Raw genomic sequence first — 14,850 nt, 5'->3', positions numbered from 1 at the left:
GTCGCGGGAAGGCAGGCCGGCCCCATCGCGGCCGGCCTGCCTTCATCTTGCCTGTCATGCCTTTGCCAATCGCCGCACCACGGCGATGAAGCGGTCCACCTCTTCACAGGTGTTGTAGAAGGCCAGGGAGGGGCGCACCGTCGTCTCAAGCCCGAAGCGCCGCAGGATCGGCTGGGCGCAGTGGTGCCCCGACCGGACGGCGATCCCCTCATCATTCAGGGCGCGGCCCACCTGCTCGGTCGTCTGCCCGTCCAGCACGAAGGACAGGACGCTGGCCTTTTCCGCGGCGGTGCCGATGATCCGCACCCCCTTGATCGGGGCCAGATGCTGCGTGGCATAGGCCAGAAGGTCATGCTCATAGGCGGCAATCGCCTCAAGCCCCAGCTTCTGCACATAATCCAGCGCCGCCCCCAGCCCGACGGCATCGGCGATATTGCCGGTGCCCGCCTCGAACTTGTTGGGCGGCGGTTGATAGAGGGTCTTCTCGAAGGTCACGTCGGCAATCATGTTGCCGCCGCCCTGCCAGGGCGGAATGGCATCCAGCACGGCCTTGCGGCCATAGACCACGCCAATTCCCGTGGGGCCAAAGACCTTGTGCCCCGAGAACACGAAGAAATCGGTGCCGATGGCCTGCACGTTGACGCGCAGATGGCTGACCGACTGCGCCCCGTCCACCACTGTCGTCACCCCGGCGGCCTTGGCCAGCGCCACGATCTCATGCACCGGAACCACGGTGCCAAGCGCGTTCGACACCTGCGTGACCGAGAGCAGCTTCGTGCGGGGGGTCAGCAGGCGGGTGTACTCATCAAGGATCACCTGGCCGGTATCGTCAACCGGGATAACGCGGATCTTCGCCCCCTTGCGCGCGGCCAGCATCTGCCAGGGCACGATGTTGGCGTGATGCTCAAGATGCGAGACGATGATTTCGTCGCCCGCGCCGATATTGGCCTCGCCCCAGGTGTTGGCGATCAGGTTGATCCCCTCGGTCGCGCCGCGGACAAAGACGATCTCTTCGCTTGAGGCGGCCCCCAGGAAGAGCCGCACCTTGTCGCGCGCGCCTTCATAGGCATCGGTCGCGCGGGCGGCCAGTTCATGCGCCGCGCGGTGGATGTTCGAGTTTTCGTGTTCGTAGAACCGGGTCAGCCGGTCGATCACGGCCTTCGGTTTCTGGGTGGTCGCGGCATTGTCGAACCAGACAAGCGGCCGCCCGTTCACCCGTTCCTGCAGGATCGGGAAATCGCGGCGGACGGCGTTGACATCCAGCCCGTGATACGGGGCCGAGGCAGGGGCCGCCCTGGGGGTTGCGGGGGCGAAATAGTAATCCGCCCCCGGCGCGGCAGACCGTGCCGGTTCCGCCAGAAGATGCGCCAGATCGCCCTGCCCCGGCAGGCCGAAGCCTTGCGCCGAAACAAGGTCTGGTCCGGGCGGCACCGTCGAAGCCGGGGCCGTCGGCGTGCCGACCAGGAAGTAATAGGCTGGGACAGGAGGGTGCGCAGGCGCGACCGGGGTCGAAACCGGGGCGGCAGCCGGGGCCGGAACGCCCAGCGAATGGCCCCCGAAGCGGCCATTGATGGCAGGCGGCGCGATGGCGGCCAGATCGGGCAACCCGTTCACCGCCACCGCCTTGGGAACCAGCGCCGGGGCCGAAGCGACCCCGGCCACCCCCGATTGCGGCGAGGTTGGCGCCAGATTTCCCCCCGGCACCAGCGCCCCCGGCAGCACCGGCCCCTTGGCAAAGGGGCCAGGGTTCAGCCCGCCGGGCAGCGGATCTTCGGGCACCGGGTTTGAAGGCAGCACATTGCCCCCGCCGCCGGGCAGCGCGGCAAAGACCTGTGCCGCAAGCTGCGTCAGCGTGGCCACATCCGGCAGCCCGGCCGCCCCCGGATCATGTCCGGTAGGTGTCGGGATAGTCATGGAATTTTCCGATCTCAACATCTTCAAGCACGGCCAGCGCATCGGGCGATTGCACCACGAGGCTGCAGTAAAGGCTGATCAGGTATGAGGCGATGGCCGCCCGGTTGATGCCCATGAAGCGCACCGACAGGCCCGGCGACTGTTCCCCCGCAAGACCGGGCTGATACAGCCCGATCACGCCCTGACGCTTGTCGCCCACGCGCAGCAGCAGGATCTTGGTCTTGCCGCCCACCACGGGAATCTTGTCCGACGGCACCAGCGGCAGCCCGCGCCATGTCAGGAACTGCGAGCCGAACAGGCTGACGGTCGGCGGCGGCACGCCGCGGCGGGTACATTCGCGCCCGAAAGCGGCAATGGCATCGGGGTGCGCCAGAAAGAAGGCCGGCTCCTTCCAGACCTTGGCGATCAGCAGATCCAGATCGTCGGGCGTGGGGGCGCCGGTGCGGGTCTTGAGCACCTGCCCCTGCGCGACATTGGCCAGCAGCCCGTAGTCCGGGTTGTTGATCAACTGGCCTTCCTGGGTTTCCTTGATCGTCTCGATTGCCAGCCGAAGCTGTTCCTTCACCTGGTCGAAGGGGCTGGAATACAGGTCCGAGACCCGCGTATGCACATCCAGCACCGTCGAGACGGCATTCAGGAAGTACTCGCGCGGTTTCTCGTCATAGTTCACGAACGTGGTCGGCAGGTCCGATTCATCGCGGCCCGCGCAGGCCACCTCGACGTTTTCGGGGTTCTTCACCGTGTTCAGCCGGTAGATGCCCGCCTCAACCGGCACCCATTGCAGCAGATGCACCAGCCAGCGCGGGCTGATCGTCGGCAGGATGGGCGCGGTCTTGGTCGCATTGGCAAGCTGGCGCGCGGCGTTGTCGCTCAGCGCAGCCTGCGGAAGAAATTCAGCCATGTCTGTCTTGGGCTCCTTTGGGGGTCACAGGGGTAAGAACGGTGGTGGCGACGCCGGGCCGGGGCGGGCGGACGCAAGGGGCGGGCATGGCCGCCCTGCCCGCCAACGGCTGCCGCCCCATCGCTGGCCCGCCTGGCCGGGCGCAAACGTCACGACAGCGCGGCCAGCAGCAGCGCGACGGCGACGTAGCCAAGGCCAAGCGCCAGCGCCACGACCCGCGCACCGCGCGAGGCCTGCGGTTCGATCTCGTCCGGCTCGCCTGCAAGCAGGGCCACAAATTGGGGGTCGTAACCGTTCCAGTACATGTGATGTCCTTTCTTGCCTTGGCCCCGGGCGGGATGAAGCGGAATGCCGGGCCATCAAGAAAAGACTATTCGACTGGTCGTGATTTATTTTTCCAAAGACACAGGTCTTTCAAGAAGATCGTTCTCCTGAAGCGACCGCCGCCTGCGGTTTCATCCTAAAAATAGTGTCGGGACGATCGGTCGCGGTCGGCCTGAGATGCGGGGAGCAAGGCTCGACAGGCGCCAGCCCGGTTGCTGCTTGCGCGCGGTGTCAGGGTTCGTTCCGGATCAGGGCGCAAAGTTCGTTGACCTTGCGGTCCAGCAGCACGCGGTCTGCGCGCGTCTCGACGTTCAGGCGCAACAGGGGTTCGGTGTTCGAGGAGCGCAGGTTGAACCGCCACGCCCCCATGTCCAGCGACAGGCCATCGGTTTCGTCGCGCCCGCAGGCCCCGGCGGCATAGGCGGCATCCACCCGCGCGCGGACGGCTGACGGGTCTGCGACGACAAAGTTGATCTCACCCGAGGACGGGAACGCTGTCTGGCGGGCCGCGACCAGAGACGCCAGCGACTGGCCCGACCGGCCCATCAGCTCGATCACCAGAAGCCAGGGGATCATGCCGCTGTCGCAGCAGACGAAATCGCGGAAGTAGTGATGCGCGGACATTTCGCCGCCATAGACGGCATCATGGTCGCGCAGCGCGGCCTTCAGGAAGGCATGTCCGGTGCGCGACTGGATCGCGGTGCCGCCGGCCTGCGCCACCACGTCGCGCGTGTTCCAGATCACCCGCGGATCGTGGATGATGCGCGCGCCCGGTTCGCGGGCCAGGAAGGCCGCGGCCAGCAGGCCGACGATGTATTCGCCGTCGATGAACCGGCCCTCGGCATCGAAGAAGAAACAGCGGTCGAAATCGCCGTCCCAGGCAATTCCAAGGTCTGCCCCGGCCGCGCGAACGGCTTCGGCGGTGACCGGCTGGTTCTCGGGCAGCAGCGGGTTGGGGATGCCGTTCGGAAAGCTGCCGTCCGGCTCATGGTGCATCCGCAGGATCTGGAGCGGTGCGCCCCGTGCGGACAGGGCCGCCGCGATGGCATCGAAGGTCGGGCCGGCCGCGCCATTGCCGGCATTGACCACGATCTTCAACGGCCGCAGCGCCGCCACATCGACAAATTTCAGCACGGTTTCAACATAGGCGGCCCGCGCCGTTGCGGCGACATCGACGCGCCGGCCACCGGCCCGCGCGGGGCCAAACTCATCAGCCTCGGCCAAGGCCCGGATCGCGGCAAGGCCGGTGCCGCTGTCCAGCGGCGCCGACCCTGCCCGCACCATCTTCATGCCGTTGTAATCCATCGGATTGTGCGAGGCGGTGACCTCGATCCCGCCGTCGGCACCGAAAAAGGTGACGGCGTGATACATCTCCTCGGTCCCGCACAGGCCAAGGTCCAGCACTTCGACGCCCTCGTCGATCAGCGCCCCGGAAACGGCGGCGGCCAGTTCCTCGCTTGAGGCGCGGATGTCGCGGCCCAGCACCACACGCCGCGCCGTCAGCGCCCGCGCAAAGCCGCGGCCAATTCGGCGGGCAATCCCGGCATCCAGATTGTCGCCCAGCCGCCCGCGCACGTCATAGGCCTTGAAGCAGGTCAGCGTCGCCATCAGCCCTTCGCCCCCTGACCCCGGGCGTAGATGTCGTCGTAGCGCACGATGTCATCTTCCCCCAGATAGCTGCCGGTCTGCACCTCGATCAGCACCATCGGCACCTTGCCGGGGTTTTCCATCCGGTGAACGGCCCCAAGCGGAATGTAGACCGACTGGTTCTCGCCCAGAAGCTGCACCTTGTCGCCAACCGTGACCCGCGCCGTTCCTTCGACCACGATCCAGTGTTCCGACCTGTGATGGTGGCTTTGCAGGCTAAGCGCCGCGCCGGGATTGACAACGATCCGCTTGACCTGGAAGCGCGGGCCAAGAACCAACGTTTCATACCAGCCCCAGGGACGATAGTCGCGCGGCAGGGTTTCGGCCTGGCGCTGGCCACGCGCCTTCAGCAGATCGACCGCCTTCTTCACATCCTGCGCCCGGTCCTTCGGCGCCACCAGCACGGCATCCGGCATGGCCACGGCAATCATGTTGTCCAGCCCGATCCCGATAAGCACCTGGCCCTCGGATTCCGCGCGCAACAGGGTGTCATGGCAGTCGATCGCCGCGGCAGGGCCGGACAGCGCCACCCCGTCGGCATCTGCCGGCTGTTCGCGCCAGACGGCATCCCAATCGCCCAGGTCGGACCAGCCGGCCGAGAAGGGCACCACGGCCAGATTGGGCGCCTTTTCCATGACGGCATAATCAACCGAGATCGAGGGCGCCTGTGCAAAGGCCGCAGGGTCAAGCCGCAGGAAGCCAAGGTCGGCGCGGGCGGCGGCCAGCGACCGCTCGACTGGGGCCAGGACATCGGGCGCATGTTGGCGGAAGGCGGCCACCAGATCAGAGGCCCGGGCCAGGAAGATTCCGGCATTCCAGAGGAAGTTGCCCGAAGCCAGCATGGCCCTTGCGCGGTCTGCCTCGGGCTTTTCGACAAAGCGCAGCAGATCGACGGGGGCCCCGTCTGCCCCCGGACGGGCCGCAAGTTCCAGATAGCCATAGCCTGTCTCGGGCCGGTCGGGGGTGATCCCGAACGTCACGATCTTGCCCTGTGCCGCCGCCACCCGCCCCCGCGCCACGGCATCGCCGAAGGCCGCGCTATCGGGGATGGCATGGTCCGACGGGGCGATCAGCACGATCGGATCGGGCGCATCCGGGTTCCGCGCCACCAGCGCCAGAACGGCCACCAGAATGGCCGGCGCCGTGTTGCGCGGTTCGGGTTCGATCAGAATCGTGCCGGGGCGGATGCCCACCTCGGCCAGTTGTTCGGTGACGATGAAACGGAAGTCGGACCCCGTCACGATCGTCGGCGCCGCAAACCCGCCTTGCCCGAACCGCAGCGCGGCCTGCTGGAACAGCGATCTGTCCCCCAGAATCTGCGCGAACTGCTTGGGATACGACTTGCGCGACAACGGCCAGAGCCGGGTTCCCGAGCCGCCGCAAAGGATGATGGGACAGACTTGGTCAGGTTCGGTCATGCTTTTCACACAAGCGCGGTTTCCGCATCAAATCAAGGCCGCAAGCCCTAGCGCCGCGCCACAGGCAGCGCCTTGAGGGTCCATCCCGGCGCGGTGATGCGGCGGGCCTCTGCCTCAGGCCCACTTGCCTTCGAAATCCGCCGGAACCAGCAGGTTCTGCGGGCCAAGATGCGCCACGTCGCGTTCGCCGCACAGCGCCATGGTGACATCCAGCTCCTTGCGGATCACCTCCAGCGCCTTGGTCACGCCGGCCTCGCCCATGGCGCCCAGACCGTGGATATAGGCGCGGCCGATCATCGTGCCGGTCGCCCCCAGCGCCAGCGCCTTCAGCACGTCCTGCCCCGAGCGGATGCCGCTGTCGAGCCAGATCTCGGTCTTGCCACCGACCGCCCGCACGATGGACGGCAGCATCCGGATCGACGACAGCGCCCCGTCCAGTTGCCGCCCGCCGTGGTTCGACACCACGATGGCATCGGCCCCGGCGTCCACCGCCATCTGCGCATCCTCGGCGTCAAGGATGCCCTTCAGCACCAGCTTGCCGCCCCACTGGTCGCGGATGCGGGTCACCTTCGACCAGTCAAGCTTGGGATCGAACTGCTCGTTCGTCCAGGCCGACAGGTCGGCCAGGTTGGTCACGCCCTTCACATGGCCCACGATGTTGCGGAACTGCCGGCGCGGGGTTTTCAACATCCCCAGCGACCAGCGCGGCTTGGTGGCCATGTTCAGGATGTTCGGCAAGGTCAGGCGCGGCGGGCTGGTCAGTCCGTTCTTCAGATCCTTGTGCCGCTGCCCGATGATCTGCAGGTCCAGCGTCAGCACCAGTGCGCTGCATTTCGCCGCCCGGGCGCGTTCGATGATGCGGTCCACGAAATCCTCGTCCCGCATGACGTAAAGCTGGAACCAGAACGGATCGGGGGTCGCCGCCGCCACATCCTCGATCGAACAGATCGACATGGTGGACAGGGTGAAGGGCACGCCGAACCTTGCCGCCGCCCGGGCGGCCAGGATTTCGCCGTCGGGGTGCTGCATCCCGGTGCTGCCCACCGGCGCCAGCGCCACCGGCATGGTCACCGCCTGGCCCAGCATCCTGCCCGACAGAACCCGGTCCGACAGATCACGCGCCACCCGCTGCCGCAGCCGGATCAGCGAGAAATCCGCGCTGTTGTCGCGAAACGTCTGCTCGGTATAGCTGCCGCTTTCGCAGTAATCCCAGAACATCCGCGGCGTCCGCTTCCGGTGCAGGCGCTTGAGGTCTTCGATGCAGGTGATCACAGGCATGCACGGCTCCTTCGCGGGCTGTCCTCCGCCTGTTACCAACGGTGCGAAGGCGCGTCTATGGGGAGCGGGGGGAGCGGGGGGGAAGCGGACGTTCGCTGCTGCCCTAGTGATCACGGTTGCTGCGCCACCCAAGCTTCGGCCTCTTCGCGCGTCTTGAAGCCGACGTCGTACCGCTTATGCAGCACGTCGCGCCCTTCGATCTGCACGACGTCGTACACATCGAATTGTAAGACTTCGCGCCCGTCTGGTGTTCGAAGCTTCTGTTCTTGGATGGTCAGGCGGGAAGGCATGAAGGAACCTAACTTATGATAAACAGTGATCATTGATCGAAGAGCGTTCGTGGTCCAATACTGGCTTCATATTCAGAGTATTGCCCAAGTATGGCCCGGACGGCGGCGGGTGGTAGGGGGTCTGCCAGTTTGTCACCGTTGAATTCCAGAACGCGAAGGACGCGACGGTTCTTTGGGCGTCCATCGGTGTTCTGGAAAGCCCACTGCACTTTCAGGTTGTCCAACACCTCCACATGAAGGGCCTTGTGCTTAACCTTGTGCCAGAATTCGGCGTCTTCGATCACGAAGTAACAGTCCCGTCTGATCTGGTCTTTGCCCTTCCACTGCCGGGTCTTCTGGTCTTCCTTATCCCAGTTCGGTGAGGTGACGTAGATGCTTTCAATAGACACGGACCATCCGGGCGGCTCTTCGTCTTTGGGCTTTCTGGCTGGCTTTTGGGCGCGTTCGGGGAATGAGTTGCGCGGAATCGGGAAGTCGTCGTCTGGTGTGAAGCCCACCCGCTTCACGTCGCGGTCTTCGATACAAGCGGCGTAGAAGTCTGCCCGCGCATCCACGGCATCCGGCAGCGCACCAACATCCATTCCCACCTTCTGGAGTTCCTCGGGGCTTTTCTCAAGGACGCCCCGTGCCATAGCTGCCACGATTTGCGCTGCCTCTTTGCAGGCTTCATCGGCGCTAATCGGCAAGGCTTCTGGGGGACCTTCGATCACGTCAAAATCGGTTTCATCCACCGGTGTTTCGCTTTCCTCCAGGACGCTGTCTATCCGGGCGCGGTGGTCTTCCCCGAAGGACTGCGCCCATTCCGCCGGTGTTCGCCCGGTTAGGCCTTCGACATAGGCCGAACCGACATCGGTATTCAGAAAGCCGAAGACTGCGGCTGTACCGCCCGAAACCCACATGGCGAGGTTTGAAAGGAATGTACCTTCTGCCGGTGGCAATACGATCAGTTCGTATTCAAGACTGCCGTTGAAGAAGGTTTCGTCCAGAGCGTCAATCACCTTCCGGGCACTTTCCGCCGTCTTAATGAAGGTATCCAGCTTCAGGAAATGGTCGCTGACGTCGAAATGAATGTAGAGGCGGTCAGAACGCCCGTCGAATTCCCAAACCAATACGTCTGTCATGCAGCGAATACCCTCCACCGACACACAAAAGCGTAAGGCGCGAAAGCCGTGCCGAGCAAGACAAACTTGACTTGTGCAGGCCATTAGAATGGTCGCACTCGTCGGAGCACGATCAGCATCCGCCGGGCTCGACCGTCCGCAAAGGGCCGAACAACCCCTCCCGCCGCCTCCGCTCCCTCGCCTCAGGCCGAATGCGCGCCTGCGGCCAGGGCGGCCACCTTGGTCAGCACTTCGGCCACGGGTTTGCCCTCGCCGATGTCCTTGACGATGGCGGAGCCCACCACGCAGCCATCGGCGATGCCGGCAATCGAGCGGGCGGAGTCGGGCGTGTTGATGCCGAAGCCCACAATGACCGGCAGGCTGGTAGAGCGTTTGATCCGGGCCACTTCCGGCGCCACATCGGCCGCCTGTGCGGCCGCCGCGCCGGTGATGCCGGTGATCGAGACGTAATAGACGAAGCCGCTGGTGTTCTGCAGCACCTTGGGCAGGCGCTTGTCATCGGTGGTGGGCGTGGCCAGCCGGATGAAGTTCAGCCCGGCCTTCTGCGCCGGCAGGCACAGTTCGTCATCTTCCTCGGGGGGCAGGTCCACCACGATCAGCCCGTCGATCCCGGCCTCGGTCGCGTCTTTCAGGAAGCGGTCGACCCCGCGGGAATAGATCGGGTTGTAATAGCCCATCAGCACGATCGGGGTGGTCTTGTCCCCATCGCGGAAGGCGCGGACCATGGCCAGCACGCGGTCCATCGTCATGCCGCCTTCCAGCGCCCGCTGGCCCGCGGCCTGGATGGTGGGGCCATCGGCCATCGGGTCGGTGAAGGGCATCCCCAGTTCTATGATGTCGACCCCTGCGCCGGGCAGGCCCTTCATCACGGCAAGCGAGGTGGCCTCATCCGGGTCGCCGCCCATGATGTAGGCGACGAATGCCTTCTTCCCCTGCGACTTCAGTCGCGCGAAGGTATCGTCGATCCTGGTCATGGCCGTCCCCGTAGCACCTGTGCGCCTTGGGGTTTCGCACGGGCGCACGGGAAAGATCAATGGCCCTCAGCCCTGCCGCCAGGGGGCCGAGATCATCCAGTGCGTTCCGAACCTGTCCTTCAGCATCCCGAAGCCGTCGGACCAGAAGGTCGGGGCAAACTCCATGATCACCTCGCCCTCTTCGGCAAGGGCCGCGAACACCCGCTTCGCTTCGGGCACCGAGCCGGCGATATGGCTGACCGAAACCGCCTGCTGCGGATCGCCCTTGAATCCCGGCGGGAAATCCGAGGCCAGCAGCATCCGCCCGTCCGTCAACAGCATCCCATGCATGATGGCGTCCGAAGCCTTCATTTCGGCCGTCGCGTCGGGCGCGTCGCCATAGCCCATCAGTTGCAACTCGCCGCCGAACACGGCCTGATAGGCCGTCATCGCCGCACGGCAGTTGCCCTGAAAATGCAGGTAGGGGTCGAAGGACATCGCGGGATACTCCTGTAAACACGTCACGCCACCAGCCTAGCCCTGAGTGACTGAGTCGGAGAACTTGATCCTTCGCCCGCCCGCCCGTAGAAGCGGCCCGTCGCCAATGGAGGGCAAGATGGGTTTCAAGATGGGCATCGTGGGGCTGCCGAACGTCGGCAAGTCCACCCTCTTCAACGCGCTGACCCGCACGGCGGCGGCGCAGGCGGCGAATTTCCCGTTCTGCACTATCGAACCCAACGTGGGCGAGGTGGCGGTTCCCGACCCGCGGCTTGAGGTTCTGGCGAAGATTGCCGGATCGAAGCAGATCATCCCCACGCGGATGACCTTTGTCGATATCGCCGGCCTGGTGCGCGGCGCGTCCAAGGGCGAAGGTCTGGGCAACCAGTTCCTGGCCAATATCCGCGAATGTGATGCCATCGCCCATGTGCTGCGCTGCTTTGAAGACGGCGACATCACCCATGTCGAAGGCCGCATCGACCCGGTGGCCGATGCCGAGACCATCGAAACCGAGCTGATGCTGGCCGACCTTGATTCGATCGAACGGCGCCGCGCGAACCTGGCCCGCAAGATCAAGGGCGGCGACAAGGACAGCCTGGATCAGGACCGGCTGCTGGCCCAGGCCGAAGCGGCGCTGAGCCAGGGACAGCCGGCACGCACCATCAAGGTGGCGGAAGACGATGCGCGGGCCTGGCGGCTGCTGCAACTGCTGACCGCGAAGCCGGTGCTTTATGTCTGCAACGTCGAGGAAGCCTCGGCCGCCACCGGCAACAGCCAGTCGGCCCGCGTGGCCGAGATGGCGGCGAAGCAGGGCGCCGGCACCGTTGTGATCTCGGCCCGGATCGAAGAGGAACTGGCGCAGCTTCCCGAAGAAGAGGCGGCGGTGTTCCTGGAAGAGATGGGCCTGCACGAAGCCGGCCTTGACCGGCTGATCCGGGCCGGCCACGAGCTGCTGGGCCTGCAGACCTATTTCACCGTCGGCCCCAAGGAAGCACGCGCCTGGACCATCGCCAAGGGCACGCTGGCCCCGCAGGCGGCCGGTGTCATCCATGGCGATTTCGAAAAGGGCTTCATCCGCGCCGAAACGGTTGCCTATGACGATTATGTTGCCGGCAAGGGCGAGGCCGGCGCCAAGGAAGCCGGCAAGTTCCGTGTGGAAGGCAAGACCTATGAGGTGAAGGACGGCGACGTCCTGCACTTCTTGTTCAGCGGCTGAAGCCGACCGCAGCCCGACATCACCGCAGCGGACCAGCCCTCGACTTGTTTGGCAGAGGGTTCGCCGTTCCCCATGCGCCCCCTTCCCCGGGGCCGCCGGAGCTTGGCGCGCGCCGGGGCCCGACGGCCGGGCACTGTCTTTGGCACAGGATGCGGAAGCTGCGGCAAATCCACCGTCCCCCATGCCTTTCCGCTTGCCCCCGCCGGCCTTCCCCAATAAACACGCCGGCGGAGACGTGGCCGAGTGGTCGAAGGCACGCCCCTGCTAAGGGCGCAGACCTCTAAAGGGTCTCGAGGGTTCGAATCCCTTCGTCTCCGCCACTTCCCTGCCAACCTGCTGATATAAAGCGATACAACGGTTCGGGAAGGCCGAAGCCTGTGTCGTGGCACAGCAAGCCTCCCTGACACCCCGGCCCCGCACTCTGCGCAACAGATCCGGGTCGCCGCACAGTTGTGGCTCTTGCAATTTGATCAAATCATCCGGCATAGTGTCTGGCGACCAGAGGTGCCAACATGACCGCCGAAACCATTGCCGGACTCCGCAAGGATCGCCTTGACGCCTTTGCCGCGCGTGAGGCGCGGCGCTTTGCGCAAGGCCGCCCGAAATCGGCCGAAGCTCAGGCCGAAGCCGCCGGTTTCTGGCTGGGCGGGGTGCCGATGCACTGGATGGCCGACTGGCCGATGCCGCACCTGCCGGTCATCGCCAAGGCCGAGGGCGCCCGCATCACCGACATCGACGGCTATCAGGTTGATGACTTCTGCCTGGGCGATACCGGCAGCATGTTCGGCCACAGCCCGAAGCCGGTGGCGAAGGCAATCCGCCATCAGGCGCGGCGCGGGCTGACCTATATGCTGCCCTCGTCGGACACGGCCGAGGCGGGACGGCTTCTGTCCGAACGCTTCGGCCCCTTCCGCTGGCAGATCGCCACCACGGCGACCGATGCCAACCGCTTTGCCCTGCGGGTGGCGCGGGCGGTGACGGGGCGGCGCAAGGTGCTGGTGTTCAACGGCTGCTATCACGGCACCGTCGATGACGCGATGGTCACGCTGGATGGCAAGGGCCGCACCATCACCCGGCCGGGCCTGCTGGGCCAGTTTGCCGATCTGGCCGAAGGCGCGGTCTGCGTTGAATTCAATGATCTGGCCGGAGTCGAAGCCGCGCTCAAGGCCGGCGACGTGGCCGCCGTGCTGACCGAGCCGGTGATGACCAACAGTTGCATGGTGCTGCCCGAAGCAGGCTTCCATGACGGGCTGCGGCAGTTGACCCGCCGCTACGGCGCCCTGCTGATGATCGACGAGACGCATACGCTGTCTTCGGGTCTGGGCGGCTATACCCGCGTTCATTCGCTGTCGCCCGACATGTTCATCGTCGGCAAATGCGTGGCCGGCGGGATGCCGACCGCCGTCTGGGGCATGACCGATGACGTGGCCCGCCGCTATGCCGAGGCGAACGCCAACCGCGCCTCGGGCCATTCCGGCATGGGCACCACGCTTTCGGCCAACCCGATGCAATTCGCCTGCCTGCGGGCGAACCTGTCCGAGGTGATGACGGAAAAGGCCTATGCCCATATGGAAAAGGGCGCGGACCGGCTGTCGCATGGGCTGTGGAAGGCGATCGAGCGGCATGGCCTGCCCTGGCATGTGGTGCGCGTGGGCGCGCGGGTCGAATTCATCTGCGCCCCCGGCCCGCTGAAGAACGGCGCCCAGGCGGCAACCGCGCATCAGCCCGCGGTCGAGGCGGCGCTGCATGTGGGCCTTCTGAACCGCGGCAGCCTGATCGCCCCCTTCCACAACATGATGCTGGTCAGCCCGGTCACGAAAAAGGGCCAGATCGACCGGCTGATCGCCAGCTTCGATGAAATCCTTTCCGACCTTTGCCCGAAAGACTGACATGACCGCCGCCGACGCCAGCCCCTCCGGTTCGACCCTTGCCGAAGCCGAGGCCTTTCTTGCCGCCCACCCCGAGATCGAGGCCTTCGACATCGTGCTGCACGATGCCAATGGCATCGGCCGGGGCAAGATCATCCGCCGGCATGAACTTCTGTCGTTCTACAAATCGGGGCGGCACCTGCCGATCTCGATCCTTGGCCTCGACATCGTGGGCGAGGATGTGCACGAGACCGGCCTGATCTGGGATCAGGGCGACGGCGACCTGCGGGCCTGGCCCATTCCGGGCACGCTGGTGCCGCTGCACAACACCACGCCCCCGCGCGGCGAGGTGTTCATGTCTATGTACACGCTGGACGGGGTCAAGATGACCTCGGACCCGCGCCACGCGCTGCAACGGCAGGTGGACGCGCTGGCGGCGGAAGGGTTGCACCCGGCGGGTGCGTTCGAGCTGGAATTCTTCCTGTTGGACAATGACCGCGGGCCGGATGGCAAGATGCAGCCCGCCCGCGACGTGCTGGACGGCCGCAAGTCGCGCAAGACCGAGGTCTATTCGGTGGACCACCTGCACGGGATGATGCCGCTTTTCAACGACATCTATGCCGGCGCCAAGGCGGCCGGGATCACCGCCGAGACGATGATCAGCGAATACGCCCCCGGCCAGTATGAACTGACCCTGCACTACCGCACCGATGTGATGCAGGCCGCCGATGATGTGGTGCGCCTGAAGCGGATCGTGCGGGCGCAGGCGCGGGCGCATGGCGTGACGGCCTGTTTCATGGCCAAGCCGAACGAGGATTATGCCGGTTCGGGGATGCATTTCCATGTGTCCATGCTGGATGATGCCGGCAAGAACGTCTTTGTCGAGCCGGTCGAGGGCCAGTGGAACCCCACGCTTCTGCACGCTCTTGGCGGGTTGCGCGACACCATGGCGGAATCCATGCTGGTCTTTGCCCCTCACGCGAATTCCTGGCGCCGCTTCGCCAGCCAGAGCTATGCGCCGGTCAGCCCAAGCTGGGGCGTCAACAACCGCTCGGTCGCGCTGCGCATCCCGGCGGGCGACATCCGCGCGCGGCGGATCGAACACCGGCCCTCGGGCGTGGATGCCAACCCCTATCTGGTGGCCGCCACCGTTCTGGCGGGCATCCGGCACGGGCTGGCCAGCCGCATCGACCCCGGCCCCGAAACCACCGGAAACGGCTATGAAGACGGGCCGGACCATGCCGGCATCCCGTCCGACTGGAAATCCGCCATCGACGCGGCCAGGGCCTCGGCCTTCCTGAAGGATGCGCTTGGCGAGGACATGCACCGCACCTTTACCGCCATCAAGGCGGCGGAATACCAGCGGGTGATGCGGACGGTCAGCGAAGTGGACTTCGACCTTTATCTGCACACGGTCTGACG

At 65.6% G+C, this 14,850-nt stretch carries 13 protein-coding genes and 1 tRNA gene; 4 read left to right on the top strand and 10 right to left on the bottom strand.

All coding sequences use genetic code 11. From position 1 onward, the window contains the following. Window positions 1-54 precede the first annotated feature (54 nt). From B6K69_RS13400 to B6K69_RS13360, 10 genes are all read right to left on the bottom strand, one after another. Window positions 55-1,914: a family 2A encapsulin nanocompartment cargo protein cysteine desulfurase gene (locus B6K69_RS13400; protein ID WP_108644133.1), complete on the bottom strand. Its 1,860-nt coding sequence runs from the start codon at window positions 1,912-1,914 to the stop codon at window positions 55-57. Further along, window positions 1,886-2,815 (bottom strand): family 2A encapsulin nanocompartment shell protein, encoded by a 930-nt coding sequence (locus B6K69_RS13395; protein ID WP_107673541.1) that lies wholly within the window; start codon window positions 2,813-2,815, stop codon window positions 1,886-1,888. The genes B6K69_RS13400 and B6K69_RS13395 overlap by 29 nt, the downstream gene beginning before the upstream one ends. 149 nt (window positions 2,816-2,964) lie before the next feature. Next, complete coding sequence (locus tag B6K69_RS18550; RefSeq protein WP_257791663.1) at window positions 2,965-3,090, bottom strand: hypothetical protein; 126 nt, start codon at window positions 3,088-3,090, stop codon at window positions 2,965-2,967. 280 nt (window positions 3,091-3,370) lie between these two features. Then, on the bottom strand, window positions 3,371-4,747 hold the full coding sequence (locus tag B6K69_RS13390) for a phosphohexomutase domain-containing protein (RefSeq protein WP_108644132.1): 1,377 nt from the start codon (window positions 4,745-4,747) through the stop codon (window positions 3,371-3,373). Next, a complete protein-coding gene (locus tag B6K69_RS13385) occupies window positions 4,747-6,204 on the bottom strand; it encodes a mannose-1-phosphate guanylyltransferase/mannose-6-phosphate isomerase (RefSeq protein ID WP_108644131.1) in 1,458 nt (485 codons plus the stop codon). The genes B6K69_RS13390 and B6K69_RS13385 overlap by 1 nt, the downstream gene beginning before the upstream one ends. A gap of 114 nt (window positions 6,205-6,318) precedes the next feature. Continuing rightward, a complete protein-coding gene (locus B6K69_RS13380) occupies window positions 6,319-7,482 on the bottom strand; it encodes an alpha-hydroxy acid oxidase (RefSeq protein ID WP_108644130.1) in 1,164 nt (387 codons plus the stop codon). Between the two features lie 110 nt (window positions 7,483-7,592). Beyond that, window positions 7,593-7,805: a hypothetical protein gene (locus tag B6K69_RS13375; protein ID WP_108644129.1), complete on the bottom strand. Its 213-nt coding sequence runs from the start codon at window positions 7,803-7,805 to the stop codon at window positions 7,593-7,595. Beyond that, window positions 7,802-8,893, bottom strand: a complete 1,092-nt coding sequence (locus B6K69_RS13370; RefSeq protein ID WP_108644128.1) for a hypothetical protein — start codon at window positions 8,891-8,893, stop codon at window positions 7,802-7,804. The genes B6K69_RS13375 and B6K69_RS13370 overlap by 4 nt, the downstream gene beginning before the upstream one ends. A 182-nt stretch (window positions 8,894-9,075) precedes the next feature. Continuing rightward, a complete protein-coding gene (trpA, locus tag B6K69_RS13365) occupies window positions 9,076-9,867 on the bottom strand; it encodes a tryptophan synthase subunit alpha (RefSeq protein ID WP_108644127.1) in 792 nt (263 codons plus the stop codon). Between the two features lie 66 nt (window positions 9,868-9,933). After that, window positions 9,934-10,344 carry a VOC family protein gene (locus B6K69_RS13360; protein ID WP_108644126.1) on the bottom strand — a complete coding sequence of 137 codons (411 nt, stop codon included), beginning with the start codon at window positions 10,342-10,344 and terminating at the stop codon, window positions 9,934-9,936. A 118-nt stretch (window positions 10,345-10,462) separates the two neighbouring features. Between B6K69_RS13360 and ychF the strand changes: the two genes are divergently transcribed. The 4 genes from ychF (at window position 10,463) to B6K69_RS13340 (ending at window position 14,848) form a co-directional block, all read left to right on the top strand. Further along, on the top strand, window positions 10,463-11,560 hold the full coding sequence (gene ychF / locus B6K69_RS13355; protein ID WP_107673630.1) for a redox-regulated ATPase YchF: 1,098 nt from the start codon (window positions 10,463-10,465) through the stop codon (window positions 11,558-11,560). Between the two features lie 229 nt (window positions 11,561-11,789). Then, window positions 11,790-11,880 (top strand) — tRNA-Ser (locus tag B6K69_RS13350). Between the two features lie 192 nt (window positions 11,881-12,072). After that, entirely contained in the window at window positions 12,073-13,449 is a 1,377-nt protein-coding gene (locus B6K69_RS13345; protein WP_108644125.1) for an aspartate aminotransferase family protein, read from the top strand. Window position 13,450: 1 nt separating this feature from the next. Then, window positions 13,451-14,848 (top strand): glutamine synthetase family protein, encoded by a 1,398-nt coding sequence (locus B6K69_RS13340; protein ID WP_108644124.1) that lies wholly within the window; start codon window positions 13,451-13,453, stop codon window positions 14,846-14,848. Window positions 14,849-14,850: the final 2 nt, after the last annotated feature.

It is taken from the genome of Pseudogemmobacter blasticus, from assembly GCF_003071405.1.
Lineage (GTDB): Bacteria > Pseudomonadota > Alphaproteobacteria > Rhodobacterales > Rhodobacteraceae > Pseudogemmobacter > Pseudogemmobacter blasticus.
The sequence above is the reverse complement of the archived record's forward strand: the minus strand, read 5'-3'. Positions and strand labels throughout refer to the sequence as shown.